Below are 23,027 nucleotides of genomic sequence, written 5' to 3' on the forward strand. Positions count from 1 at the left end.
TAAAAGTGTTGATTTTCCTGACTAAAGAATAATTTTGATTTTATATGAGAAACGCCCCCCCCCAAAAAAAAGTTATTGCTATTGTTCAAGCGCGGCTGGGTTCAACCCGCCTTTCAGGCAAAGTTCTGTTGGATGTTTGCGGTAAACCGCTCCTGTGGCATGTCATGAGACGCGTTATGGCCTCAACCATGGTCGATGAAACCATACTGACTACAGCTGACAACGATATAAACAAACCCATCGTCGACTTCGCCGCCCAATACGGATTTTCCTGCTACGCCGGCTCGGAAATTGATCTTCTCGATCGGTTTTACCAGCCATGCAAAACCGGAAACGCCGATATTGTTGTCCGTATTACTGCGGATTGCCCTCTGGTTGATCCGGTTATTATCGATAACACCATCAGATATTATATCGAAAACCAGAATGAGATAGATTACGTGAACTGTAATTCATCCCACAAACTCCCCGATGGGCTGGACACAGAAGTCTTTTCAATGGAAACGCTGGAAAGCCTCTGGAAGAATACAAAGGGCACATTCGAGCGCGAATGGTTTACAACCAATATATTCGAACACCCTGACCGCTGGCGTCTGGGCAACATGAACGTAGATCAGGATTACAGCCAAACCCGCTGGACTGTTGATTATCCAGAAGATATGGAACTAATCCGCGAGATTTTCGCGGCACTGGATAATCCCGATACGATATTCGGAATGAATGATATATTGCAGTTGTTGAAAGAACGCCCGGAACTGGACAGTATTAACGATGCCCACAAATACAGAACCGATGCCATAGCCATTGAAGAAGCAAGGAAAGAGGCCCAACAATCATGATCGCAGACATCAAATTTCTGGCTGGAAAAAACGTATTTTTACGAGCTCTGACACGCGAAGACCTTAAGGGACCTATGCTCAAATGGACAGATGACGACGAGGTCACGCACTATATGTATCGAGGCTGGCGCCCGTCGCGTCTGGATGAGCTGGAAAAGGATTTTGAAACAACGGTCAACAGCGACAAGGATATCGAGTTCGCAGTCTGCGCTCAGGATGACGGGCGGCATATTGGCGTTGCCGGTCTGCATGAAATTGACTGGCTGACCCGGAACACTGAATACCGTATCATGATTGGCGACAAAACAGCGTGGGGAAAAGGATACGGCCAGGAAACAACGGCCCTTGTCGTTAAATACGCATTTGAAAAACTGAACATGAACAGGGTCGGTCTGGGCGTAAACGCCCAAGATGCCCGCGCTGTCAAAAGCTATAAAAAATCCGGATTCGTTAAGGAAGGGGTCCTGCGGCAGGTCGTTTTCAGAAACAGCGCCTATTATGACGCTATTTGCATGAGCATCTTGCGTAGTGAATATGAGGATTCCAAGAAATGACGCCTCGGCAAGCGCCCTATTCAGCTATTGTTATCGGTTGTGGTTTCATCGGCAGTCAATTTAATGAAACCCCTACTTATGACCCGCGCCATACCCACGCCGCCAGCTATGCAGAACATCCACGCACGAGATTTGCCGCTGTCTGTGACACATCCGCAGAACGATCCGCCGCCGCCGCCAAGCACTGGGATGTCGATGCCTACACAGATATCTGGGAAATTCTGGACAAAACAAACCCTGAGATTGTCAGCATCGCATCGTCCACAGAAACACATGCCGAGATTCTCAACACAGTGCTCCAACACCCCTCCGTAAAGGCAATACTGTGCGAAAAACCAATCACAAAAGATGTGCAGGAAAGTCAGAATCTTGTCGAAGACGCCCGCGCAAAAAATATAATTTTATCTGTTAATTACAGTCGTCGTTTCAACAAAGGCTTTCAAAAAGCAAAGCAGATGATCGAAAAGGACGAACTCGGCAACATCCGCATAGCAACATCCATTTATCAGAAGGGAATCCTGAACAACGGATCTCACTTTATTGACCTATTTCGTTTCCTTATGGGCGAAATCATTTCTGTTCAGGCAGAACCTGATCCGGACGCAACATACGATTCCGATTTATCCGGGCGTCTTATTTTTGAAAACGGACTATCCGCCTACATTCATGGCGGCTCCTCAGTCGGTGATTCATTTGCAGATATCGACCTAATCGGAACCAAGGCCCGCATCCGCACAGAACAATGCGGTCACGTAATCCTTAAATACGATCTGGAGCCCAGCCCCCTGTTTCCCGGTTATACGGATTTTGGCATCGCTAAAAACATCTCCGGCGGACTGATTGATTTCACTTACAATGCGATCAACGACATCATCGAATGTCTGGATGGAACAAAAATCAGGCCGTCTTGTACAGGTGAAGATGCTGTGTGCGCCCTTGCCATCGTTGATGCCTTGGTGCTATCAGCTAGGACAGGAACAATGATAGAGGTAAAATAAAATGGTCCAGCTTGCTATAAACGGTGGAACCCCGGTCATAAAACAACCCCTAACCCACTATAACCCTTTGGGACAGGAAGAAAAAGACGCCGTTATGGCCGTCATGGAAACCGGCGTACTTTCAAAATATCTCGGCTGCTGGGACGAAGATTTTTGGGGTGGTCCCGTTGTCAAAGAACTCGAAGCTTACGTTGCCGACCTCGTTGGTGCCAAATATGCTCTGGCCGTCAATTCAGCAACATCCGGCCTTTACGCCGCCATGGGTGCCTTCGGCATAGGCCCTGGCGACGAAGTGATAGTTCCCCCCTACACAATGGTTGCATCCGTTACCTCCGCCATAGTCTGGGGAGCCATTCCGGTTTTTGCCGATATCGACCCCGACACGTTTTGCATCTCGCCGCAAAGCATCCGGGAAAAGATTACGCCGCGTACCAAGGCCATCGTAGCCGTCGATATTTTTGGCCACCCGGCTGACTACGATGAAATCATGCAAATCGCAAAAGACCACAACCTGATGGTTCTGGAAGATGCCGCCCAGTCTCCGGGCGTAAAATACAAAGGCCGCATGTGCGGCACACTCGCCGATGCGGGCGTCTACAGCCTGAATTACCACAAGCACATCCACTGCGGCGAAGGTGGCATCGTTTTCACAAACGATGAAACATTAATGAAAAAAATAGCCCTGATCCGCAACCACGCCGAAGCCGTCGTCCGCGACATGGGTTTTAATGATCTGCCCAACATGGTTGGCCAGAATTATCGCCTCTCCGAACTCCATGCCGCCATCGCGCTGGAACAGTATAAAAAACTGGATCCTCTCGTCAAAAAACGCATCGGCCATGCCAATTCGTTAAGACAAAGGCTCGCAAATATCGAAGGACTAACGCCACCCTACGTTCAGGATAATTGTGAACACGCTTTTTATATATTTCCGATTAAATACGACCGTGAAAAAATGGGGGGTATCGATCGCAGCCTTTTCATCGCCGCCCTGAACGCAGAAGGCGTACCGGCCGGCGGTGGCTATGTGAAACCGATTTATCTGGAACCCATGTACCAGCAAAAAATAGCGATCGGCAAAAACGGCTGGCCCTTTACCCTCGGAGAGACAAACTACGACAAAGGCTTGTGCCCGGAGTGCGAAAAGCAGCATGAAAAAGAATTGATAACACTGGAAATTCACTCGCAATTATCCGGAAAAGAAGTGGATCTTATTGCAACAGCCTTCGAAAAAATTGCTGCCAACATGGGCGAATTAAAAGAGACAAAACAATCGGCCTGATTGATGAAAAAAACAATTTTGATGGTGTTTCATGACGCTGGCGGCACCGCCGCCGCCGTGCCCCTGATTGCAGAAATCCGGTGTCACTACCGTACAGCCATATATGCCCATCACACGGCCTGCAAAGAATTGCAGAATCACGACGTAACGCTTTGCGAACACCTCTCAAATGCAGAAGCGCTCGATGTTCTGGACACCCACAGGCCCGATCTGGTTCTGACCGGCACAAGCGCCGCCGGCGATACCATTGACCGGGCAATCATCAAAGCCGCACAAGAGAAAAATATCCCCACACTATCCCTTCTCGATTACTGGCTTAATTATCAAGAACGCTTCGCGGATAACGAGGGCATCCCCCTGTCATGTCTTCCTGATATCATTGCCGTAATGAACGATGATGCTAAAACGGAAATGATTAAAGAGGGCATCCCTGAGGGCCTTATAGTTATCACCGGATCACCGCGCTTCGAAAAACTTGCCCAAAGCAATAACGACTACGAAAACACGCGAAAAGTATTGGCACAACGCTATGGCCTGGCGCCTGAGAAAATTTGGGTTTTGTATCTATCGCAGCCTCTTACAAGCCATTTTGGCGGTGAACAGCAATCTATAGAAAAACTGGGATACACTGAAAAAGACTCGATCAACTGCCTGCTAAAGGGCATGGGCGACCTCCCGGTTCAAGTGATCGCCCGGCTGCACCCCAGAGAAGACATCAGCAATCGTGACTTGTTTAAAAACATGTCAGCCGTCTTCATTCAGGAAGAAGAAATTGCAACCCTCATTTCTGCATCTGATCTTGTAACGGGCATGAGCACTGTGGCTCTAATCGATGCCTACCTGATGAAAAAGCCAGTCATCAGCATACAGCCCAACCAGAAAAATATGGATCTTTGCTATCTGACACGATGCCACCTTGCCCCCAAATGTGATACTCCTGAAGACGTTGAAACATACATCGAAAAGGTCATGGCCAAAGAAAACTTTATTGATTTCAACGCCAACGAAATGTTTCAAAAAAAGGCCAGTGTGAATTTACAAAACCTGATAAGCCGCTTAATAAACACAAATGATCAAAACGGACGATAAAACAACGAAACCCCGCGTTCTTTTCCTCCTCCCTGCCCTGACGGCGGGCGGTGCGGAACGCGTGCTTATCACGCTGGCCAACCGGATAGACAGACAACAATTTTCTCCGGCCTTCCTGACTGTCAGCAACGAAGGCCCGATGAGAGACATCATCGCCCCGGACACCCCCTTTCACACACTCGGAAAAAAACGTGTTTCACGGGGCCTTTTCGCACTTTACAGCAAACTACGCGAACTCCGGCCTGATATCGTCGTTTCAACGATGGCACACATGAATTTCGGCGTGTTGCTTCTCAAACCTTTTTTCCCGAACACGCATTTTATCGTCCGGGAAGCCATCACACCGTCGTTCTTTTTTCAAACATCCCCCCTGCGGAGAATGCTTATTCGCTGGGCGTACCGGATTTTATATCCTTGGGCCGACCTGATCGTCAGCCCGGCTCGGATCATCATCGACGAATTCAAAACCCTGCTCGGCATGAGCGGGGAAAACCATGTCTTGCTCCGCAATCCGGTCGACACGGCAGGTTTAAGACAAAATGAAAACACCTTGCCGCCTGTCACGGAGGAACGGAAAAAAACCGTTCATTTCGTGGCCGCAGGCCGTCTCCATCGCCAAAAAGGGTTTGACCGCCTGATCATAGCCGCCGCCGAACTAAAAATGCCTTATGAATGGCACCTGACGATCCTTGGCGAAGGGGAAGAAAGAGAAAATCTGGAAAAACTGATCGCGGAACAAAAGCTGGAAAACCGCATTTCCTTACCGGGGTTAATAGCAGCCCCTTGGCCCTCATACGCCGCCGCCGATTGCTTTCTTTTGCCATCGCGCTTCGAAGGCTTGCCCAATGTAGCTCTGGAAGCGCTTTGCTGTGGAACGCCGGTCATCGCCACCGACACAGCGGGAGGCATTCAGGAAATTGCGGCCTCAGCCCCTCCCCATGCCGTAACCATCGTTGACGATATGGATCATTTCATCGACGCCATGAGCCACATTCATCCCGCCCCCACGCAAAAATTTCGCGCCTCTTTGCTTCCCGTGGATTTTGAGACAGACACAGTTGTCAAAAAATTCGAAGACCTTTTAGCAACCGTCCTGTCATCACGATAACTCCCCTTTAAATTTTATTTTCTGCCGCCGCGACTTGTCCCCTCTGTCAGAATCATAAATACTGGCCATTCATTTACCTTGGACAATGGACATTCCCCATGCGCGCCCTTATCTGCCTTCTTTTTATTCTCCCGCTTCTGACCGCTTGTGGCTCGTCATCGGAAATATCCGGCGATCCTCTGCTGCCACTACCGGAAACCAGCATCCGTGAACCCAGCAACAGCGTCATGCTGGCCACGATCGACGCCTATGTGAAACAGCAACACGGCCCACCGCAATCACAATACCAGTTCACCCGCGTCGACCTGAACGGCGACGGACGGCGCGACGGAATTGTCCTGATGAAAAGCCCACACAATCACTGGTGTGACATCAACGGCTGCCGCATGCTCGTCTTCCGTGCCTATGACGAAGACTTTGATCTGATATCCGAAATCGCGCCCGTGCGCGGTCCCCTGCTGGTCAGCGAAGGCTCCACCGAAGGCTGGCGCGACCTGATTATCCGTGTTTCAGGCCGCAGCACCCTGCAAAGCCGCGATGCCATTTTGCGCTTTGACGGTATGGCCTACCCGAACTCGCCCGTTCTGCAACCGGCGATTTACGCCAGCAATGAGCTGCCGGGCACGTGGATTTTCCCGTAAACCCGGCCCTTGCGCGCAAGCAAAATAATTTATGTTAAAAGCCTTGCCATAACGGACCACCCACCCTTATATATCTACGATAAAAGTCAAAAGGTAATCGGGGTTAAAAAATGAACCGACACAGAAACAAACGGGCCAACAAAATCAAGGCTGTTATGCCGATACTGGAAAAAGCGGAGCGTACAAAAAAACCGCGCGATCTGGAACACGCCCACGATGTTCTCATGGACTTAAGACACCATTACGAAAACGATCCCGAAATAACGGCGACTCTGTCTTACATCAACTACCTGCAAGATAATATGATCGCCGCCACTGTCTTGCTTGACCTGGCACAAGAACAACGAAAAGCCCTTCAAATGGAAAATGATGGTGTTCTTGACGATCTACAGGAAAAAATCGCTGCGCGCATGAAAGATCAAATGAGACGCGACAACAGCTACGCCCCGTGCCTTCGCCTGAACATATAATCGCCGGTTTTTGTTGACCGCCGCCACAAGCTGCGGCATGGTTCCGGGCGATAAAAAATGGAAAGAGCTCCCATGCCCCGGAAAAAAGTAGTCGTGTTTGCCGAAGGTCATGTTGCGATCAACAGCCTGATCCGCAGTTTACAAGACAGTTTTTATGGTATTTCCATACAATATGCGACGGCTTCCGCCATGCAAAGCGATCCAACCCTGCTTGATCAGGATACGCTGGCTTTTATTCTGCCGGGAATTATCGGGGAAGAATGCCATTACTATGATGTTCTCGGCGACGAAGGGAATAAAGCCATTCGTCAGTATGTCGAGGACGGCGGAACTTATATGGGTCTTTGTGCGGGCGCTTATTATGCCTGCGAGACAATCGAATATGCCCCCGCATGGGGAAACAAAAAAACACAAAAGCCGGGTCTAAATTTTTTCAATGCCGTCGCCAGAGGCCCGGTAACCCCTGACGCCCCACATCCGACGCCGGAAAACGAATATAACGATTTAAGTGTTCTCCAAATATTCAAAGAAAACGGAGATACCATTGGCGTATGCTACGGGAACGGACCGGCTCTGGAAAACGCAATCGATGACAATCTACATGTTATCGCCCGCTACAAAGGTGTCAAAGACACCCCTATTTCAATTGCCCGTAAACCCGTGGGCAAAGGACAGGCTCTTTTTGTCGGCGTGGTTCCTGAAATTTCCAGCAAACACGGGATCGCCAATATTTCCACCCATAACGTCGTTGAATTAAACAACGATATTGCCCGGATTGTTATGGCGCTCCATCCCCATGAAGAAGAGCGCGCCACTCTCTGGCAAGAACTTGTCGACATAATCAAAGATCACAATGCCGAAAGGGGCCGCTGCCAAAGATGGGGGGGCAGACCATGCCCGGCTTAACACCTATAAACCTGCGCCCGCATCACCTTTTATGCATCCTGACCTATGTCGGCGAAGGCTATTCGCCGGCGTTCGTGGAAAATTTTAACACCATTGTCGCACGTCTCAACCAGGGCACACCTGTCAAAATCGTCAAGGGGCCGGATGATATCTGCGCCCCTCTGGTTAAAAACCCGCCTGCTGACTATCACTGTGAAGACGAAGACCATATCGCCCTCGACAACCGGGCTTTAGAGGATATCATCAATTTTCTGGGCAACGATGTTTCATACGGCTCTATCCTGAGACTACCACAGCAAATGGTTAAAAAGCTTAGGCTCTCTTTTTCAAATAACGACATCAGAAACGCTTGCGCCGGGTGTCAATGGCATGATTTATGTAGCAAAGTCAGCCAATCAAACTACAAGGACACGTTGTTACATGACGACAGATAATCCCCTCTCGCTCCACATCATCGGCGCGGGCCTCGCGGGCAGCGAAGCCGCATGGCAGGCCGCGCAAGCCGGAATCCCTGTCATCCTGCACGAAATGCGCCCAGAAACCATGACCCCGGCCCATAAAACGGAGGGATGCGCCGAACTGGTTTGCTCGAACTCCTTCCGCTCCGACGATCCGGAAAACAACGCGGTCGGCCTGCTGCATGAAGAAATGCGTCGCTGCGACTCCCTGATTATGGCGATGGGCGATAACACAAAAGTCCCGGCGGGCGGCGCCATGGCTGTTGACCGCGAAGCGTTCTCCGACGCCGTGACCAAGGCCTTACATGACCATCCGCTGATTTCCTTTGAATATGGCGAAATCAATGACATCCCCGCCAACTGGGATCATGTCATCATCGCCACCGGCCCTCTGACCAGCCCGGCTTTATCATCCTTCATCCAGTCCCTGACCGGAGCCAATGCGCTGGCCTTTTTCGATGCCATCGCCCCGATCGTCCACCGGGAAAGCATCAACATGGACGTCGCGTGGTTCCAGTCCCGCTATGACAAGGGCGAAGGCGCCGATTACATCAACTGCCCGATGGACGAACAGCAATATAACGGTTTCGTGCAAGCCCTTCTGGATGCAGAGAAAATCGAATTCAAAGACTGGGAAAAGGACACCCCCTATTTCGAGGGCTGCATGCCTGTCGAGGTCATGGCTTCCCGTGGCCCGGAAACCCTGCGCTTTGGCCCTATGAAGCCGGTCGGCCTGACCAATCCGCATACGGGACGCCCTGCTCATGCAGTGGTTCAGCTTCGGCAGGATAACGCACTGGGAACACTTTACAATATGGTCGGTTTTCAAACCAAAATGAAATACGGCGACCAGTCCCGCGTCTTCCGCATGATCCCCGGTCTGGAGGAAGCCGACTTCGCGCGCCTCGGCGGCTTGCACCGTAACACCTTTATCAACTCACCGGAATTGCTGGATAAACAACTCCGCCTGAAAACCCGGCCGCAAATCCGTTTTGCAGGCCAGATCACCGGCTGCGAAGGCTATGTCGAAAGCGCCGCCGTCGGCTTGATGGCCGGACGCCTCGCCGCCGCCGAAATCAGGGGCACAGATATGCAAACACCGCCCGCCACCACGGCGATGGGCGCACTCCTGACCCACATAACGGGGGGAGCAGACGCCAAACATTATCAGCCGATGAACATTAATTTTGGCTTGTTTCCGCCGCTGGAAGACCAACTTGGCCCCAACGGCAAACGCAAGATCAGGAAAAAGGACCGCAAACCGGCCCTCGCCGCCCGCGCGCGGCATGATTTACAAGGCTGGATCGACGCGCTACAAGTGTAATCATGGATAAGTTTGAATATTCCCTGATTTTCTTTGGCCTGTATATCGCGGGCCTCGCGTGGGTATCATGGAAATCGCGCTATCACGATCACGGCAGCGGCTTCATTATCGGCAACCGTGACCTTGGCTTCTGGAGCATCTACGGCTCAATCGTCAGCTACCTGCGCTCCGGTTCGGCCTTTATTTTCTGGTTCAGCTTCGCCGCCCTGATGGGCTTTGGCTCCATCTGGATTATTGTCGCTTTTCTGTGTGCCTTTGCCCTGATGGCCTTCCTGGCTCCACAGGCACAAAAACTAGCCGGAGAACATAATTACATCACCCTGCCGGATCTGATTACAGACCGGCAAGGCCCGCTCATGGCCCTGAGCATTAAAATTCTGTCCCTTTACGCCTCGATCATTACAACCACAGCCCAGCTTTTCGTCGCGGGCAATATCATTGGCGGCCTTTTAAATGTCGGCACTGTCACGGGCACGATCATCGGCGCCTTCATTGTCGGCACTTATATCGTTCTGGGCGGCTTTCTAAGCGTCGTCCGCACCGACATCTATCAGGCAGGCATCATGATTTTGCTGGCGGTCGGTACCCTGTTGTTCGGCACATGGCCGGAAACCCCTGTTCTGCTCGACCAGATTACACATCCGGACTTTAACTGGGTTGTCGGCGGCCTCGTTCTGGGCCTGACCATCCCGGCCAACGCTGATTTGTGGCAACGCTACTTTGCGGCCAAAACCCCGACAGTAGGAAGAAATGCGACCATAGCCGCCCTGTTCACCGACGTTGTTCTGGTCGGGGGAATTATACTGTTCGCCCTGAACATGCTGGCTCTGGCTCCCGGCGCTGATCCGCAAAACGTGTTCAATGACCTGTTCAGAAACAGCATAGCCCACCCGGCAATCATCGCACTGTTTGGCGTGTTCGTAATCAGCGCCATGCTCTCGACACTGGACAATCAAGTGTTCAATTTCACCTCGATCGTCACAAAAAACGTTTTGAATATTAACATCGAAACCGACAGGCCACGCTTTATCCGGGTACTGCGGATCCTGACCATTGTCATGCTGGCAACCCTGACAGCCTTGTCTTTGACCATTGAAAACCTGCTGCAATGGATCATGAACACATGGGGATTTATGGGGATCGCCACGCCGGTTATTTTCTACGCCTTCCTGAAACGGGGACATAACCGGTGGACGGATAAAATCCTCGCGACTGGCGTTCTTTGCGCGGCCCTTGTCTACTGGATCCTGTTTGTAATCACGGAATACAGCGCAATGATCTGGTATTTGGTGCCCTATTGCGCACCGCTGCCTTTCATCGCCATTGATTTAATTATAAATCGGAAAACGAGCCTTCCGGCGCCAGCGTAGCCTCATCATTTTCCGCCAGCTGCTCGCGCGTTTTTTCGGCCGTCTTCTTGGCTTGCGATTCACTCAGCTTCTGGCTTTCCTCAAACTTCTGGCGGGCGGCGACAGAAATCTCCACAACATCTTGCGTCGCGGATGATTTGATATTTTTTTCTTCTCTGGCCCCTTGGGGCTTGTCCGTTTTGCCGGTGCCGGCAACCGGCGTGCCTGGATTGATCGGTGTAATGGCCATGACGACCCCTTTCCCGTAATGAATTTCCCTAACCTGTAATTATTATAAATATCAATATTTTACAAAAGGTTACCTGTAAAGGAAAAAAGAGGTTTTTTCCCCTTGCGCCCATCATAAAAAACAATAGGTTAGTAACCGTCATTATAACATTTACCAAAACAGGAGAGCCCCGATGCCCTTGGAATTACCCGACCTGCCCTTTGCCTATGACGCGCTGGAACCATACATGAGCGCCGAGACGCTGGAGTTTCACCATGACAAACACCATGCGGCCTATGTTACCAACGGCAACAAGCTGCTGGAAGGCACCGATCTGGCCGACAAATCCATCGAGGAAATCATCATGGCCGCCGCCGGCAACCCGGCACAGGCGGGTATATTCAACAACGCGGCACAAGTCTGGAACCACAGCTTTTTCTGGAATTGCCTGTATCCCGAGGGCGAAGGCACGAATATCCCGGCCGCGCTGGAAAAGAAAATCGACGAAGACCTCGGTGGCTATGAACAATTCAAGGCTGACTTCATCAATGCTTGCGTTACACAATTTGGCTCCGGCTGGGGCTGGCTGGTCAAGGATAACGCCACCGGCAAACTGGAAATCATGAAAACGGCCAATGCCGACACACCGATGGTTCACGGCAAAACGGCGCTTCTGACCTGCGATGTGTGGGAACACGCCTACTATGTAGATTACCGTAACGCCCGGCCAAAATACGTGGAAACCTTTGTCGAACACCTGATTAACTGGGAGTTCGTCGCCCACAATCTGGAGAAGTAGCCTTACTCTTCCTGACGACGATCTTGGGAAACGGGGCGCATATTCGTGCCCCGTTTTTTTGCGACAATCAGGTTCAAAACTTCAACCGCCAGCGAGAACGCCACGGCAAAGTACAGATACCCGCGCGGAATGTGGAAGTGCAAGCCATCCGCCACCAACGCCATCCCGACGAGGATCAAAAAGCTCAGCGCCAGCATTTTCACAGACGGGTGATCATCGACAAACCGGGCCACGGGCTCGGCCGCGAACATCATAATCGCAATCGCAATCACAATCGCCGCGATCATCACCGGCAGGTGATCGGCGATCCCGACCGCAGTAATCACGGAATCGAGCGAAAACACAATATCCAGAATAACAATCTGGACAATCGCAGACGCAAAACCATGAACTTTCATCGCGGCTTCCAGTTTGGGGTTTTCCTCCATCATATCGTGGATTTCATCAGTCCCTTTGTAGATCAGGAACAAGCCCCCGCCAGCCAGGATAATATCCCGCCACGAAATCTCATGATCGAAAAGCGTCATAAACGGCGCCGTCAGGCTGGCCAGCCACGCCACCGCCGCCAACAAACCAATCCGCATAAACATCGCCAGCAACAGCCCTACCCGGCGCGCCATAGCCTGCTGCGCCTTGGGCAAACGGCCAGAAACAATCGACAGGAAAATAATATTGTCGATCCCCAGAACGATTTCCAAAATCGTCAGGGTTAAAAGGCTGGCCCACATTTCGGGAGACATGAGAAGTTCTATCATGGTCATAATTTTTACACGGGAATCAGGGCCGCGGCAACAGATCTTCCCTCCGGCATCAACACGTTATACGTCCGGCAAGCGGCAGGCGTATCCATAACGTCGATACTGATTCCCTTATCCCGGAAGGCCTGACGGATTTCCGGCGCGATCATGACACTCGTCGCCCCCGTCCCGATCAGCAAAATTTCGGGAAAAGATGCATCTCCCCCCAGAGACCGGAAAAAACTTTCTGCCCAATCGAAATCATTACGGCGATCCCATGCAGCCGTTTCCTCCGGCATCACGATCACCGGCTGTTCCCAAACCTTTCCGGCAATCCGAAAAAACCCGACGCCATAGCCCTCGACAACCTGTTGTCCGGATTTAATAAGAGGAGTAATGTCCATGAATTACGGGGCCGCCGCCGCAGACGTCTCATCCCCGGCCACTTTTCCCTCACGCCGAATATTCAGGAACGTCAGGATCGGCGCGGCAACGAAAATCGAGGAATACGTCCCGATCACAATCCCGAACACCAGCGCGTTGACGAAACCGCGGATCACTTCCCCGCCAAACAGCCATAACGATACCAGCGCAATAATGGTCGTACCGCTGGTCAAAATTGTCCGGGACAAAGTTTCGTTCACGGAATCGTTCAAAAGCTCCAAAAGCGGCTTTTTCCTGTACTTACGAAGGTTTTCACGGATACGGTCGAACACAACCACCGTATCGTTGATCGAATACCCGGCAATCATCAAAACCGCCGCCACCGTCGACAGATTAAACTCCATCCCGGTCAGCGAAAACAGCCCCACCGTCGCAATCGTATCATGCGCCAGCGCCATCACAGCGGCCACACCAAACTGCCATTCGAACCGGAACCAGATGTAAACCAGAATACCGGCCAGCGAAAAGATAATCGCGAAAAACCCGGCTTTCTTCAGCTCTTCCCCAACCTGCGGCCCGACGAACTCGGTCCGGCGGTACTCTACAGCCTCGGCCCCGAATTGTTCATCCACCGCCGCCCGCACCTTGACGATAGCCGCCTGCTGTTCCTCCGGACCGCCCTCTTGTTGCGGCAAGCGGATCAGCAAATCTTCCGGCGCGCCAAATTCCTGAATCGACACAGCGCCAATTCCCAAGCCATTCAGCATCGTCCGCATTTCGCCGAGATCGGCGACCACCGGAGTACGAATTTCGATCATCGTTCCGCCGGTAAAGTCGATCCCGAAGCTCAGCCCCTTGTTAAAAAACAGGCCAAACGACCCCAAAATAACAAGCAGCGAAATAGCGAACGCCACATAGCGCACACCGATAAAATTGATATTCGTCCCTTCGGGGATAAGTCTAATGCCCTTCATGTCTTTTGTTCCCTATTAAATCGGCAATACGCTTGGTTTCTTTTTCTGCAGCCAGCTCACCACCAGCAACCGCGTCACCCAGATCGCCGAGAAGAATGACGTCACAATCCCGATCCCCAGCGTCACGGCAAAGCCCTTGATCGGCCCGGTTCCAAAGGAATACAGGATAACCGCCGCAATCAACGTCGTCAGGTTAGAGTCAATAATCGTCGACATCGCCCGGCTGTATCCGGCATCCACCGCTGCCAGCGGCGACCGGCCCTTGGAAATCTCTTCGCGGATACGCTCGAAAATCAGGACGTTGGCATCGACCGCCATCCCGATCGTCAGGACAATCCCGGCAATCCCCGGCAGCGTCAATGTCGCCTGCAACGCCGACAGCAAGGCAAAAATCAGCGCCACGTTAACAACCAGCGCCACATTGGCCATCAGGCCAAACAGTCCGTAAACCAAAGCCATAAAAATCAGGATAAACGCCAGCCCGACCAGGCTGGCCGTTTTACCGGCCGCCACAGAATCCGCCCCCAGTGAGGGTCCGACAGTCCGCTCTTCCAGAACATTCAGCGGCGCCGGCAAAGCCCCGGCCCGCAGCAGCAGCGCCAGATCGTTGGCTTCCTGAACGCTGAACGCGCCAGTAATCTGGCCAGACCCTCCGCAAATCGGCCCGTTGATGTTCGGCGCACTCACAACCTGATTGTCCAAGACAATCGCAAACGGCTCGTTCGTATGCTCACGCGTCACGCGGCAGAATTTCTTGGCCCCGACCCCGTTCAGGTTAAAACACACTGCCGACTGGCCGTATTGCGACTGGCAGTATTGCGCATTGGTCAACATATCGCCGGTAATCATCGCCCGGCGTTCAACGGAAAGTTTCTGCCCTGGATTTTCGAGCATCGGCAGGCTGAGCGTTCCCCCCGCGCGGTTTTCAAGATCAACCAGATGAAAGCCCAGCTTTGCCGTCCGGCCCAGCAATTCTTTCATGTAATGCGGGTCTTCCACGCCGGGAAGCTGTACGATAATCCGGTCTTCACCCTGACGGGTAATCACGGGTTCGTTTGTCCCGGTTTCATCGACCCGGCGGCGCACGATCTCAATCGACTGGCCGATCGTCTGGTCGGTTATCTGCTTACGACCAACATCGTTAAACGTCACCTCCAGCGTCTTGCCGTCCTCGCTGGCGATCACATCGATATTCTGTTCCAGCCCGCGCAGGATCTTTTTCGCCTTATCCATATCCTCCGTCCCGCGCAGCATCAGGCGCATCCCACCCGGAATAGCTGAAATACGGGTATAACCGATCTTTTGCTTGCGCAGCTCTTCCCGCGCCGTCGACACCATGCCTTCGGCCCGCTCCTTCAGAACAACGCCGACATCGACCTGAAGCAGCAAATGCGATCCTCCCTGCAAATCCAGCCCCAGATTAACCGTCTTGTGCGGCAACCATCCCGGCAGGTTATCCTGCACCCACGTTCGCGCCCCGGCGCCGGTCATGTTGGGCGCGGCGTATAAAAACGCCAAAACGCAGGCAATAATAATCAGGGTCGCTTTCCAGCGGGCAATATGGATCATGAATATGCTTTCAACCTGTTAGTCTTTTTCGGCTTTCGTCTGAACGGTGGAGCGCAGCGCCATAACATTAACGCCCTTGGCCAGCTCGATGGATATTTCTTCTTCGCCTTCCTTAATTTTGTCGACTTTCCCGACCAGACCACCGGCAAACACCACCTTGTCGCCTTTTTTCAGCGTATCGAGCATCGCCCGGTGCTTTTTAAAGCGTTTTTGCTGGGGCATAATCATTAACACCCAAAACAGCGCGATCATCATAACGATCAGTAACATGTTGAGCATAAAAGCTTCCCCGGCACCGCCCGCTTGCGCACCGGCATCGGCCGCGGCATAAGCTGTAGAAATCAGCATTGTATTGTCCTCTGTTTGCGTTATATTTCACGAAAATCTGTGACGGACTATAACGCGCCCCCGCCCAAAGGCAAGAGGCAAGCCGCTATAATTCACATGAATCACATGAAAAGAAAGGATCACCCATGCCCTACCTTCTGGTTCAGACCAACGCCCATGAAGGCCTCGTAAAAAAAGAAATCTTTCTGAAAGACGCCACCAGTGCCGTGGCCGAAATGACCGGTAAACCCGCTGAAAAAGTCATGATCGGCCTGCAAACCGATATCGCGATGAGTTTCGGCGGCAGCGAAGAAACCTGTGCCTTTGTTCATTTGAAAAGCCTCGGCCTGCCACCGGCAGACGCCCCCCGGTATGTCGCAGCGCTCTGTGACCTGCTGGAACAATCACTGCACATTCACCCGAACCGCGTCTTCGTCCAGCTCTCCGACCATCCGCGCAACCTGTGGGGCAGCGACAGCGTAACGTTCGGCTAGTTCCGGTATTGCTGGCGGCGGCGATGAACGGATATATTCCGGAGCGTCATAACGAAAATCACCGCGCCCAGCGCATATAAAATCCCCGGCAGGAACCAGTTCATAAGCCCCCGGTCGATCCATGCTTTTTGCGGATTCATCGGGTCGTAAAGAACTGTAACGGCATCCCCTGTCTTGAACGAAGGCGGATTACTGCCGACCTTGTCTTTAAATTCAAAATGCCGACCTTCAAGCGTTTCAAACCCGGCCACCGGGTAATAGGTATACCCCCCGCCATCGGAAGAGTCATACTCGCTTATCATCCTGACAACCTCCCCCTGTGCCGGAACGGCCACCTCCAAAAATGCCTGCGTGTCCTTCCAGAAATAAACGCCCCCGGCAATCAGCCCGAACGCCAGCAACAAAGTCACCGGTGTCCATGCCATTACCGTCCGGCTGTATTTATCGAGCTTGTCGCGAATTTCCTGTTCGGAAACATCACGCTCCTTCGCATATTTCTCTACCCGCTTTTGCGCCATCCGTTCCCGGAATTCTTCCTTGGTTTCCCACTCACTCCGGGGTTTGATAATTTTGCTGATCTTGTAAATGATCCCTCCCAGAATCGCCAAAACCAGAAGCACGGAATAAATGCCAAAATCAAACTGGTGGCCGCCAGCGGCCAGCAAAAACATCCCCGGCCCGGCAAAAATAGCACCAAAAATAAACAGGAAAACACCGGGTTGCCGAACATCTTCGGGATTAGACGGATTGACCAGCAAACGAACCGCCGTCCCCGGCAGCCGCCCCTTCAGGATACTACTGCTGGAATTATCCGGCACCCGAACCAGTTTCCCGTCAGCATCGACAAATTCATAAACCGACCGGTACATCGTACTTTTATCACTCTCATACGTGCGCACAGCCACGATTTTCCCGCGCACCCGCCGCCATGTCGTCCGGGTATAAACGGCATAGCCGATCATCAACCCGCCAAACAGGAAAAACACAAACCCGATGAACAGCATCGCCACCGCATTATAAGCACTGACCATCCCGAAAACCGCATCGAACATAATAAAAATCTCCCCCGTTTGTCATTCTGAGCGCCAGCGAAGAATCTTTTGCTCGTTTCCCAAGATCCTTCGCTTCGCTCAGGATGACATCTTGCCCCCTATTTCTCCAGATATAACCGCGGGTTCAGCGCTTCCGTCCCGCGCCGGACTTCGAAATGAAGCTGCGGCGCATCGACATTCCCGCTCGACCCGACTGTGCCGATGCTCTGGCCGCGTTTGACTTCCTGCCCACGCTTGATCAGCACCCGGTCCATATGCGCATAGGCCGTCATCCAGCGATCGGCATGGCGCACCAGCACCAGGTTCCCATAGCCTTCCAGCTCCCGCCCGGCATAGACGACCACACCGTTTTCCGCCGCCCGCACCGGCGCACCTTTCGGAGCCTTGATATTGATCCCGTCATTGTGCAGCCCGTCCTTTTTCGGCCCATAGGACGACAAAATCGGCCCCTTGATCGGCCATTCAAACTTGCTGCTGCTCCGGGGTGGTGCGCTGGTTTTTACCGCCTTCAACACGGTCTTTTTGGTTTGCGGCGTCACCACGGACGGCTTTGCCGCGGGCGTCACCACAGACTTGCCCTGATCGTCCAGCGCCTCCCGCGTTACAGCCCCCGGCCGACTGGCCGGTCCGGAAGGCCGCGGCGCAGCCGCTTGCCGGGCCGCCAGCGACGGCATCCGCAAAACCTGACCGGTTTGAATGGTATAGGGTGATTGCAGATGGTTCTGGCGGGCAACTTCCGTCACACTCACATTAAAGGTCCGGGAAATGCTGTACAGACTGTCCCCCGGCCGCACCGTATACGTCGTCGGCGGCGGCAGCTTCAACCACTGCCCGACGGCCAGCGCATAAGGCGGCCGCAATTTGTTCACGTAAATCACATCTTGCATCGACAGGCGGTATCTTTGGGAAATGTTCCAGATCGTATCGCCGGATTCCACAATATGCGCCCCGGCGCTGTCCGCCCCCCCCCGCAAACCGTAATGCGTATAGGGCGCAGGCGCTTGCCGGCTAAAACAGGCCGAAACAAGCAATACAAGCAGTAAAAACGGAATCAGGCGGACGCCTGACAAGACATGACGTTTCATTTTTTTAAAATACACCGTTCACTGGCGGGCGTAAACCGGTTGATCGTCGTCATCTTCACTTGCCGGGGCAAGATTGGGCAAAAGCGGCACAAACCGTACCGGCATCAGGTCTTTAACCGCATAGGTACCTTCATCGCTTTCCTTGGTATAGCGCCGCAATACCTGATGATCGTTCAGCGCCACCGGAATAATCAGGTTCCCCCCGGTTTTAAGCTGGTCGATCAACGCATCCGGCGGCGCGCCCTGCGCGGCGGCGGTGCAGATAATCGCATCGAACGGCGCCTGCCCCGGCCAGCCCTTCATCCCGTCTCCGGCAATCGCCGTAATATTCCGCAGCTTCAAACGATCGAACATCTTCTCGGCCTGCAAAAGCAGCGGTTTGTGCCGTTCGATCGTGTAGACCCGGCGGCACAGATGCGCCAGGATACAGGCCTGATACCCTGATCCCGTCCCGATCTCCAGCACCTTGGACCGGTCGTTAATCCCCAGCGCCTGCGTCATGCTCGCCACAACGAAAGGCTGGGAAATCGTCTGCCCGCGCCCGATCGGCACGGCAATATCCTCATAAGCCTGATCGGCCATGGCATCGGGAATAAACAGCTCCCGCGGCACTTTCTCCATCGCCGCCAGCACATTGGTATCGGAAACCCCCATCGACCGGAGATGCATAATCAGTCTTATTTTTCGGGCGACATGCGCGTTCATAATCAAAAATGTTTCGTTTGAGACCCCATCGAATAATCACAGGATACAGCAACCATCCACAAAAAAGAATCCCGTTTTTCTTGCTTTTTTCTCCGGCGCTCTGATAGCCTTTTCTAATAAACAAAAAAACAGGGAGATCAACGCACATGCCTACATACGATCCAAATAATGACTGGCAGGAAATCGGCTCCCGGAACGACACACCGGAAATGGGCTATAAACCCGATGTTGATGTTCCTGACATGAGCGGCGCTTACGGTGATGTCACCCCCGGCCTGCTGGATATCGGGCAAACCATCTCCCCGACACCGTCACGGGACGATGAAATCACCCGCAAAGGCGTAATTATCGGTTCGCTGATACCGCGCTAGCCATTGGCCAAAAGCGCCTTGTCACCGGGCACCAGCTTCTCGATCCCGCCCATATAGGGCTTGAGGACATCGGGAACAAACACGCCGCCATCGGCCGGATCATAGTAATTTTCCAGCACGGCAATCAGCGCCCGGCCCACGGCCACGCCCGATCCGTTCAGCGTATGTACGAACTGCGTATCTTTTTCGCCTTTAACAGGGCGGTAACGCGCCTTCATCCGCCGGGCCTGAAAGTCCCAGCAATTCGAACAGCTTGAAATCTCGCGATAGGCATTTTGCCCCGGCAGCCATACCTCGATATCGTATGTCTTGCGCGCACCAAAGCCCGTATCGCCGCTGCACAGTGTCACCGTCCGGAACGCCAGCCCCAGCTTTCTCAAGATATTTTCGGCACATTCCGTCATGCGTTCATGCTCTTCGGCGCTCTTGTCCGGCGCAACAATGCTGACCATTTCGACTTTGTAGAACTGGTGCTGGCGGATCATCCCGCGCGTATCCTTGCCCGCCGCCCCGGCCTCTTGCCGGAAACACGGCGTCCAAGCAGTCAGACGCAGCGGCAACGCGTCTGACTCCAAAATCATATCGGCTACCATGTTAGTCAGTGGCACTTCGGCCGTTGGCACCAGCCAATCGCCCCGCGTCGTTTTAAACTGGTCATCGGCAAATTTCGGTAACTGCCCGGTCCCGTACATCGTCTGGTCCCGTACCATCAGCGGCGGCGAGACTTCCGTATAGCCGTGCTCTTGCGTATGGGTATCGAGGAAAAACTGCGCCAGCGCCCGTTCCATCCGCGCCAGACCGGAATGCATCAACACAAAGCGCGAACCCGACAGCTTCGCCGCCGTTTCAAAATCCATCATCCCCAGCTTTTCGCCAATTTCGAAATGCTCCAGTGCGGCGTTCGGGCGCGGCGGCTCTCCCACCCGGCGCACTTCCACATTCGCGCTTTCATCCGGCCCGTCGGGCACATCGTCGCCCAGCAAATTCGGCAGCGCCGACAAATGCTGGTTGAGTTCCTCAGCCAGCGTCCGTTCCCGCTCTTCCATCGCGGTAACGCTTTCCTTGATAGCCGACACCTCATCCATAATCGCCTGCGCGTCGCCGCCTTGCGATTTGATTTTGCCGATCTCCTTGGACTTTTCGTTACGCTGTTGCTGCAAATCCTGCATTTCCGTCTGGACGGAACGGCGCTCTTCATCAAGCTCCAGAATCCGAGGGGTTTGCGGCTCCAGCCCCCGGCGGCCCCAGTTATCGTCAAACGCTTTGGGATTTTCCCGGATCGCGCGTAAATCGTGCATGGCTTGTTTCTTTCCCTCTACAATGTCATTCTGAGCGAAGCGAAGAATCTTTTGCGCTCCAGCTCAATCAGATCCTTCGCCTCTCGGCTCAGGATGACAACTCACACATATACCCACGAAAGACGCAATGCTCAAGGACTCCTTACCCGATATTTACGAATTTATTTCTCCGGAAAATTCCCTGCCGCTGGTTTTCGACTCTCCGCACAGTGGCACGTGCTACCCGGCTGACTTCGACTACGCCTGCGATTTTGAAACGCTCGACGGTATGGTCGACCGCTATGTTGACGATTTGTTTTCGGCGGCGCCCGATTGCGGCGCGGCGTTCCTCCGGGCCTTGTTCCCGCGCAGCTATATCGAACCCAACCGCGCCGACAATGACATAGATCCGGACATGCTCTCATCTCCTTGGCCAGAGCCACTCTCCACCGAAGGGCGCGCACGCAAAGGCGCCGGACTTCTCTGGCGGGCGGCCAAAGCGGGCGTACCGATCTACAGCAAGAGATTATCGCCCGATACCGTCAAAAACCGGATAGATAACTATTACCGCCCCTATCACAATAAACTGCAAGAAGCACTTGATAAAGTTTACGAATTTAATGGGGCCGTTTGGCATGTGAACTGCCACTCCATGCCTTCCCGGAACCATGGGCCACTGCCGGACATAGTGCTCGGCGATTTTAACGGCGTAAGCTGCGCCCCTGAATTTCTGAATTTTGTGCGGAACATCTTCAAAGATATGGGCTACACGACGGGCATCAACCACCCCTACCGCGGCGGTGAACTCGTCACACGTTACAGCAATCCCCGGCTGAACCGCCACAGCCTGCAGATCGAAATAAACCGCGCCCTGTACATGAACGAGACAACAAAGGAAAAATCAAAGAATTACAGCAGGATAAAAAATGATCTTGAATCATTCACCCGGCGACTTGGCGACTATGTGCAAAATCGCCTTGTTCCTCTGGCGGCTGACTAAAGACGTCTCCCCAAACCACCTGCAACGCTTCATCAATCTCCAATAACGACACACTTCGATTCAGAACCTCTTTCATTGACGTGACGCCGTGCTCGCTGATCCCACACGGCACGATCCCCGAAAAATGCGACAAATCCGGATCGACATTAATCGCAATCCCATGATAACTGACCCAGTGCCGGACCCGCACGCCCAGTGCCGCGATTTTGGCCTCGCTGCCATCGGGCTGAACGACCCATATCCCCACACGCTCTTCGCGCCGTTCCCCTTTGATATCAAACCGCGCCAGCGCCCGGATAATCCATTCTTCCAGTTGCCAGACATAATGTTTGATATCAGGGACTTGCTGCCTGCGCTTTAAATCCAGCATCACATAAACAACCCGCTGCCCCGGCCCGTGATAAGTATACTGGCCGCCGCGCCCGGTCTCATAAACCGGGAACCGGGCGTCGAGCAAATCATCGGCCTTGGCGCTGGTTCCCCCGGTATAAAGCGACGGATGTTCTAAAAACCACAGACATTCATCGGCGTCCCCGGCACGGATCGCCGCTACTCGCGCTTCCATGTCTGAAAGCGCATCTTCATATAAAACAGGGCTGTCCGACACCTTAATTTCCATACCGCACACCATAGGTAGATTTACTGTGCACTGCAATGATCTTCGCGCTTGCGCCCACGATCTTGTTTTGCTATTCCTCCTAAACCATTTTCGAACGCGCCTTTAAATGCGCTGATGTGTAACGAAAATGACGGTTTTTGAGAACCGGCGCACAGCGTACATTTAGTACGTGAGCACCGGAAGCACAAAAAAACGGCATTTGCAGTCCACAGCAGTAACATTTAAAAAGCGTTCAAATGCGGTCGTGGCGGAATGGTAGACGCGCAGCGTTGAGGTCGCTGTGGGAGCAATCCCGTGGAAGTTCGACTCTTCTCGACCGCACCATTTTTTCCTTCGGGAAACCCAAGTGATGCATTTTTCCTTATTAACTGCACAAAGGAACACCAC

The 23,027-nt window shown here is 53.0% G+C and carries 27 protein-coding genes and 1 tRNA gene; 17 read left to right on the forward strand and 11 right to left on the reverse strand.

The window, feature by feature from the left end; translation table 11 throughout:
- Positions 1–44 precede the first annotated feature (44 nt).
- The 12 genes from H6868_08720 to H6868_08775 all read left to right on the forward strand — a co-directional run bounded on the left by H6868_08720 (position 45) and on the right by H6868_08775 (position 11,039).
- Positions 45–839: a glycosyltransferase family protein gene (locus H6868_08720; protein ID MCB9989394.1), complete on the forward strand. Its 795-nt coding sequence runs from the start codon at positions 45–47 to the stop codon at positions 837–839.
- A 74-nt stretch (positions 840–913) separates the two neighbouring features.
- Positions 914–1,393: a GNAT family N-acetyltransferase gene (locus H6868_08725; GenBank protein MCB9989395.1), complete on the forward strand. Its 480-nt coding sequence runs from the start codon at positions 914–916 to the stop codon at positions 1,391–1,393.
- The gene (locus tag H6868_08730) at positions 1,390–2,391 is read left to right on the forward strand and encodes a Gfo/Idh/MocA family oxidoreductase (GenBank protein ID MCB9989396.1); all 1,002 of its coding nucleotides are present in this window, start codon (positions 1,390–1,392) and stop codon (positions 2,389–2,391) included. Before H6868_08725 ends, H6868_08730 begins: the two co-directional genes overlap by 4 nt.
- A gap of 1 nt (position 2,392) precedes the next feature.
- On the forward strand, positions 2,393–3,673 hold the full coding sequence (locus tag H6868_08735; GenBank protein MCB9989397.1) for a DegT/DnrJ/EryC1/StrS family aminotransferase: 1,281 nt from the start codon (positions 2,393–2,395) through the stop codon (positions 3,671–3,673).
- Between the two features lie 3 nt (positions 3,674–3,676).
- A complete protein-coding gene (locus H6868_08740; GenBank protein MCB9989398.1) occupies positions 3,677–4,762 on the forward strand; it encodes a CDP-glycerol glycerophosphotransferase family protein in 1,086 nt (361 codons plus the stop codon).
- Positions 4,743–5,870, forward strand: coding sequence for a glycosyltransferase (locus tag H6868_08745; GenBank protein MCB9989399.1), 1,128 nt, complete (start codon positions 4,743–4,745; stop codon positions 5,868–5,870). The genes H6868_08740 and H6868_08745 overlap by 20 nt, the downstream gene beginning before the upstream one ends.
- A gap of 98 nt (positions 5,871–5,968) precedes the next feature.
- A complete protein-coding gene (locus H6868_08750) occupies positions 5,969–6,511 on the forward strand; it encodes a hypothetical protein (protein MCB9989400.1) in 543 nt (180 codons plus the stop codon).
- 110 nt (positions 6,512–6,621) lie between these two features.
- Positions 6,622–6,981, forward strand: a complete 360-nt coding sequence (locus H6868_08755) for a hypothetical protein (protein ID MCB9989401.1) — start codon at positions 6,622–6,624, stop codon at positions 6,979–6,981.
- A gap of 72 nt (positions 6,982–7,053) precedes the next feature.
- Positions 7,054–7,887 carry a hypothetical protein gene (locus H6868_08760; GenBank protein MCB9989402.1) on the forward strand — a complete coding sequence of 278 codons (834 nt, stop codon included), beginning with the start codon at positions 7,054–7,056 and terminating at the stop codon, positions 7,885–7,887.
- On the forward strand, positions 7,875–8,321 hold the full coding sequence (locus H6868_08765; GenBank protein MCB9989403.1) for a DUF1284 domain-containing protein: 447 nt from the start codon (positions 7,875–7,877) through the stop codon (positions 8,319–8,321). Before H6868_08760 ends, H6868_08765 begins: the two co-directional genes overlap by 13 nt.
- A complete protein-coding gene (gene trmFO / locus H6868_08770) occupies positions 8,308–9,669 on the forward strand; it encodes a methylenetetrahydrofolate--tRNA-(uracil(54)-C(5))-methyltransferase (FADH(2)-oxidizing) TrmFO (GenBank protein MCB9989404.1) in 1,362 nt (453 codons plus the stop codon). Before H6868_08765 ends, trmFO begins: the two co-directional genes overlap by 14 nt.
- 2 nt (positions 9,670–9,671) lie before the next feature.
- Positions 9,672–11,039, forward strand: coding sequence for a hypothetical protein (locus H6868_08775; GenBank protein MCB9989405.1), 1,368 nt, complete (start codon positions 9,672–9,674; stop codon positions 11,037–11,039).
- On the opposite strand, the gene H6868_08780 is transcribed toward H6868_08775, so the two are convergent.
- Positions 11,002–11,268 (reverse strand): hypothetical protein, encoded by a 267-nt coding sequence (locus H6868_08780; protein MCB9989406.1) that lies wholly within the window; start codon positions 11,266–11,268, stop codon positions 11,002–11,004. The two genes, H6868_08775 and H6868_08780, sit on opposite strands and share 38 nt — an antisense overlap.
- Before the next feature lie 172 nt (positions 11,269–11,440).
- Between H6868_08780 and H6868_08785 the strand changes: the two genes are divergently transcribed.
- Positions 11,441–12,046, forward strand: coding sequence for a superoxide dismutase (locus tag H6868_08785; GenBank protein ID MCB9989407.1), 606 nt, complete (start codon positions 11,441–11,443; stop codon positions 12,044–12,046).
- A 2-nt stretch (positions 12,047–12,048) separates the two neighbouring features.
- On the opposite strand, the gene H6868_08790 is transcribed toward H6868_08785, so the two are convergent.
- The 5 genes from H6868_08790 to yajC are packed head-to-tail and all read right to left on the reverse strand — an operon-like array spanning position 12,049 to position 16,058.
- On the reverse strand, positions 12,049–12,801 hold the full coding sequence (locus H6868_08790; protein ID MCB9989408.1) for a TerC family protein: 753 nt from the start codon (positions 12,799–12,801) through the stop codon (positions 12,049–12,051).
- A gap of 11 nt (positions 12,802–12,812) precedes the next feature.
- A complete protein-coding gene (locus H6868_08795; protein ID MCB9989409.1) occupies positions 12,813–13,187 on the reverse strand; it encodes an Mth938-like domain-containing protein in 375 nt (124 codons plus the stop codon).
- Between the two features lie 3 nt (positions 13,188–13,190).
- Positions 13,191–14,141 (reverse strand): protein translocase subunit SecF, encoded by a 951-nt coding sequence (gene secF, locus H6868_08800; protein ID MCB9989410.1) that lies wholly within the window; start codon positions 14,139–14,141, stop codon positions 13,191–13,193.
- Between the two features lie 15 nt (positions 14,142–14,156).
- A complete protein-coding gene (gene secD, locus H6868_08805; protein MCB9989411.1) occupies positions 14,157–15,710 on the reverse strand; it encodes a protein translocase subunit SecD in 1,554 nt (517 codons plus the stop codon).
- 18 nt (positions 15,711–15,728) lie between these two features.
- Entirely contained in the window at positions 15,729–16,058 is a 330-nt protein-coding gene (yajC, locus tag H6868_08810; GenBank protein MCB9989412.1) for a preprotein translocase subunit YajC, read from the reverse strand.
- Positions 16,059–16,183: 125 nt separating this feature from the next.
- On the opposite strand from yajC, the gene H6868_08815 reads away from it, so the two are divergent.
- Entirely contained in the window at positions 16,184–16,531 is a 348-nt protein-coding gene (locus H6868_08815) for a hypothetical protein (protein MCB9989413.1), read from the forward strand.
- Here H6868_08815 and H6868_08820 read toward each other — a convergent pair.
- The 3 genes from H6868_08820 to H6868_08830 all read right to left on the reverse strand — a co-directional run bounded on the left by H6868_08820 (position 16,528) and on the right by H6868_08830 (position 19,373).
- Entirely contained in the window at positions 16,528–17,583 is a 1,056-nt protein-coding gene (locus tag H6868_08820; GenBank protein MCB9989414.1) for a DUF3592 domain-containing protein, read from the reverse strand. The genes H6868_08815 and H6868_08820 overlap by 4 nt on opposite strands.
- Before the next feature lie 98 nt (positions 17,584–17,681).
- The gene (locus H6868_08825; protein MCB9989415.1) at positions 17,682–18,668 is read right to left on the reverse strand and encodes a peptidoglycan DD-metalloendopeptidase family protein; all 987 of its coding nucleotides are present in this window, start codon (positions 18,666–18,668) and stop codon (positions 17,682–17,684) included.
- An 18-nt stretch (positions 18,669–18,686) separates the two neighbouring features.
- Positions 18,687–19,373: a protein-L-isoaspartate(D-aspartate) O-methyltransferase gene (locus tag H6868_08830; protein MCB9989416.1), complete on the reverse strand. Its 687-nt coding sequence runs from the start codon at positions 19,371–19,373 to the stop codon at positions 18,687–18,689.
- Between the two features lie 146 nt (positions 19,374–19,519).
- Here H6868_08830 and H6868_08835 point away from each other — a divergent pair, with 146 nt between their 5' ends.
- The gene (locus H6868_08835; protein MCB9989417.1) at positions 19,520–19,744 is read left to right on the forward strand and encodes a hypothetical protein; all 225 of its coding nucleotides are present in this window, start codon (positions 19,520–19,522) and stop codon (positions 19,742–19,744) included.
- On the opposite strand, the gene serS is transcribed toward H6868_08835, so the two are convergent.
- Positions 19,741–21,042: a serine--tRNA ligase gene (serS, locus tag H6868_08840; protein MCB9989418.1), complete on the reverse strand. Its 1,302-nt coding sequence runs from the start codon at positions 21,040–21,042 to the stop codon at positions 19,741–19,743. The genes H6868_08835 and serS overlap by 4 nt on opposite strands.
- A 127-nt stretch (positions 21,043–21,169) precedes the next feature.
- On the opposite strand from serS, the gene H6868_08845 reads away from it, so the two are divergent.
- Positions 21,170–22,021: an N-formylglutamate amidohydrolase gene (locus tag H6868_08845; GenBank protein MCB9989419.1), complete on the forward strand. Its 852-nt coding sequence runs from the start codon at positions 21,170–21,172 to the stop codon at positions 22,019–22,021.
- On the opposite strand, the gene lipB is transcribed toward H6868_08845, so the two are convergent.
- A complete protein-coding gene (gene lipB, locus H6868_08850) occupies positions 21,963–22,652 on the reverse strand; it encodes a lipoyl(octanoyl) transferase LipB (GenBank protein ID MCB9989420.1) in 690 nt (229 codons plus the stop codon). The genes H6868_08845 and lipB overlap by 59 nt on opposite strands.
- 226 nt (positions 22,653–22,878) lie before the next feature.
- Here lipB and H6868_08855 point away from each other — a divergent pair.
- Positions 22,879–22,964: transfer RNA gene (locus H6868_08855), tRNA-Leu, on the forward strand.
- Positions 22,965–23,027: the final 63 nt, after the last annotated feature.

The organism is Rhodospirillales bacterium (assembly GCA_020638175.1).
In the GTDB taxonomy this organism is placed as follows: Bacteria; Pseudomonadota; Alphaproteobacteria; order Micavibrionales; family Micavibrionaceae; genus JACKJA01.

Coding starts and splice junctions, on each gene's coding strand:
- H6868_08725 (MCB9989395.1), top strand. CDS start 914: ATGCTCAAATGGACAGATGACGACGAGGTCACGCACTATATGTATCGA.
- yajC (MCB9989412.1), bottom strand. CDS start 16,058: ATGCTGATTTCTACAGCTTATGCCGCGGCCGATGCCGGTGCGCAAGCG.
- H6868_08775 (MCB9989405.1), top strand. CDS start 9,672: ATGGATAAGTTTGAATATTCCCTGATTTTCTTTGGCCTGTATATCGCG.
- secF (MCB9989410.1), bottom strand. CDS start 14,141: ATGAAGGGCATTAGACTTATCCCCGAAGGGACGAATATCAATTTTATC.
- H6868_08750 (MCB9989400.1), top strand. CDS start 5,969: ATGCGCGCCCTTATCTGCCTTCTTTTTATTCTCCCGCTTCTGACCGCT.
- H6868_08730 (MCB9989396.1), top strand. CDS start 1,390: ATGACGCCTCGGCAAGCGCCCTATTCAGCTATTGTTATCGGTTGTGGT.
- H6868_08795 (MCB9989409.1), bottom strand. CDS start 13,187: ATGGACATTACTCCTCTTATTAAATCCGGACAACAGGTTGTCGAGGGC.
- serS (MCB9989418.1), bottom strand. CDS start 21,042: ATGCACGATTTACGCGCGATCCGGGAAAATCCCAAAGCGTTTGACGAT.
- secD (MCB9989411.1), bottom strand. CDS start 15,710: ATGATCCATATTGCCCGCTGGAAAGCGACCCTGATTATTATTGCCTGC.
- H6868_08815 (MCB9989413.1), top strand. CDS start 16,184: ATGCCCTACCTTCTGGTTCAGACCAACGCCCATGAAGGCCTCGTAAAA.
- H6868_08745 (MCB9989399.1), top strand. CDS start 4,743: ATGATCAAAACGGACGATAAAACAACGAAACCCCGCGTTCTTTTCCTC.
- H6868_08780 (MCB9989406.1), bottom strand. CDS start 11,268: ATGGCCATTACACCGATCAATCCAGGCACGCCGGTTGCCGGCACCGGC.
- H6868_08735 (MCB9989397.1), top strand. CDS start 2,393: ATGGTCCAGCTTGCTATAAACGGTGGAACCCCGGTCATAAAACAACCC.
- lipB (MCB9989420.1), bottom strand. CDS start 22,652: ATGGTGTGCGGTATGGAAATTAAGGTGTCGGACAGCCCTGTTTTATAT.
- H6868_08820 (MCB9989414.1), bottom strand. CDS start 17,583: ATGTTCGATGCGGTTTTCGGGATGGTCAGTGCTTATAATGCGGTGGCG.
- H6868_08835 (MCB9989417.1), top strand. CDS start 19,520: ATGCCTACATACGATCCAAATAATGACTGGCAGGAAATCGGCTCCCGG.
- H6868_08720 (MCB9989394.1), top strand. CDS start 45: ATGAGAAACGCCCCCCCCCAAAAAAAAGTTATTGCTATTGTTCAAGCG.
- H6868_08740 (MCB9989398.1), top strand. CDS start 3,677: ATGAAAAAAACAATTTTGATGGTGTTTCATGACGCTGGCGGCACCGCC.
- H6868_08825 (MCB9989415.1), bottom strand. CDS start 18,668: ATGAAACGTCATGTCTTGTCAGGCGTCCGCCTGATTCCGTTTTTACTG.
- H6868_08755 (MCB9989401.1), top strand. CDS start 6,622: ATGAACCGACACAGAAACAAACGGGCCAACAAAATCAAGGCTGTTATG.
- H6868_08845 (MCB9989419.1), top strand. CDS start 21,170: ATGCTCAAGGACTCCTTACCCGATATTTACGAATTTATTTCTCCGGAA.
- H6868_08785 (MCB9989407.1), top strand. CDS start 11,441: ATGCCCTTGGAATTACCCGACCTGCCCTTTGCCTATGACGCGCTGGAA.
- H6868_08830 (MCB9989416.1), bottom strand. CDS start 19,373: ATGAACGCGCATGTCGCCCGAAAAATAAGACTGATTATGCATCTCCGG.
- trmFO (MCB9989404.1), top strand. CDS start 8,308: ATGACGACAGATAATCCCCTCTCGCTCCACATCATCGGCGCGGGCCTC.
- H6868_08760 (MCB9989402.1), top strand. CDS start 7,054: ATGCCCCGGAAAAAAGTAGTCGTGTTTGCCGAAGGTCATGTTGCGATC.
- H6868_08790 (MCB9989408.1), bottom strand. CDS start 12,801: ATGATAGAACTTCTCATGTCTCCCGAAATGTGGGCCAGCCTTTTAACC.
- H6868_08765 (MCB9989403.1), top strand. CDS start 7,875: ATGCCCGGCTTAACACCTATAAACCTGCGCCCGCATCACCTTTTATGC.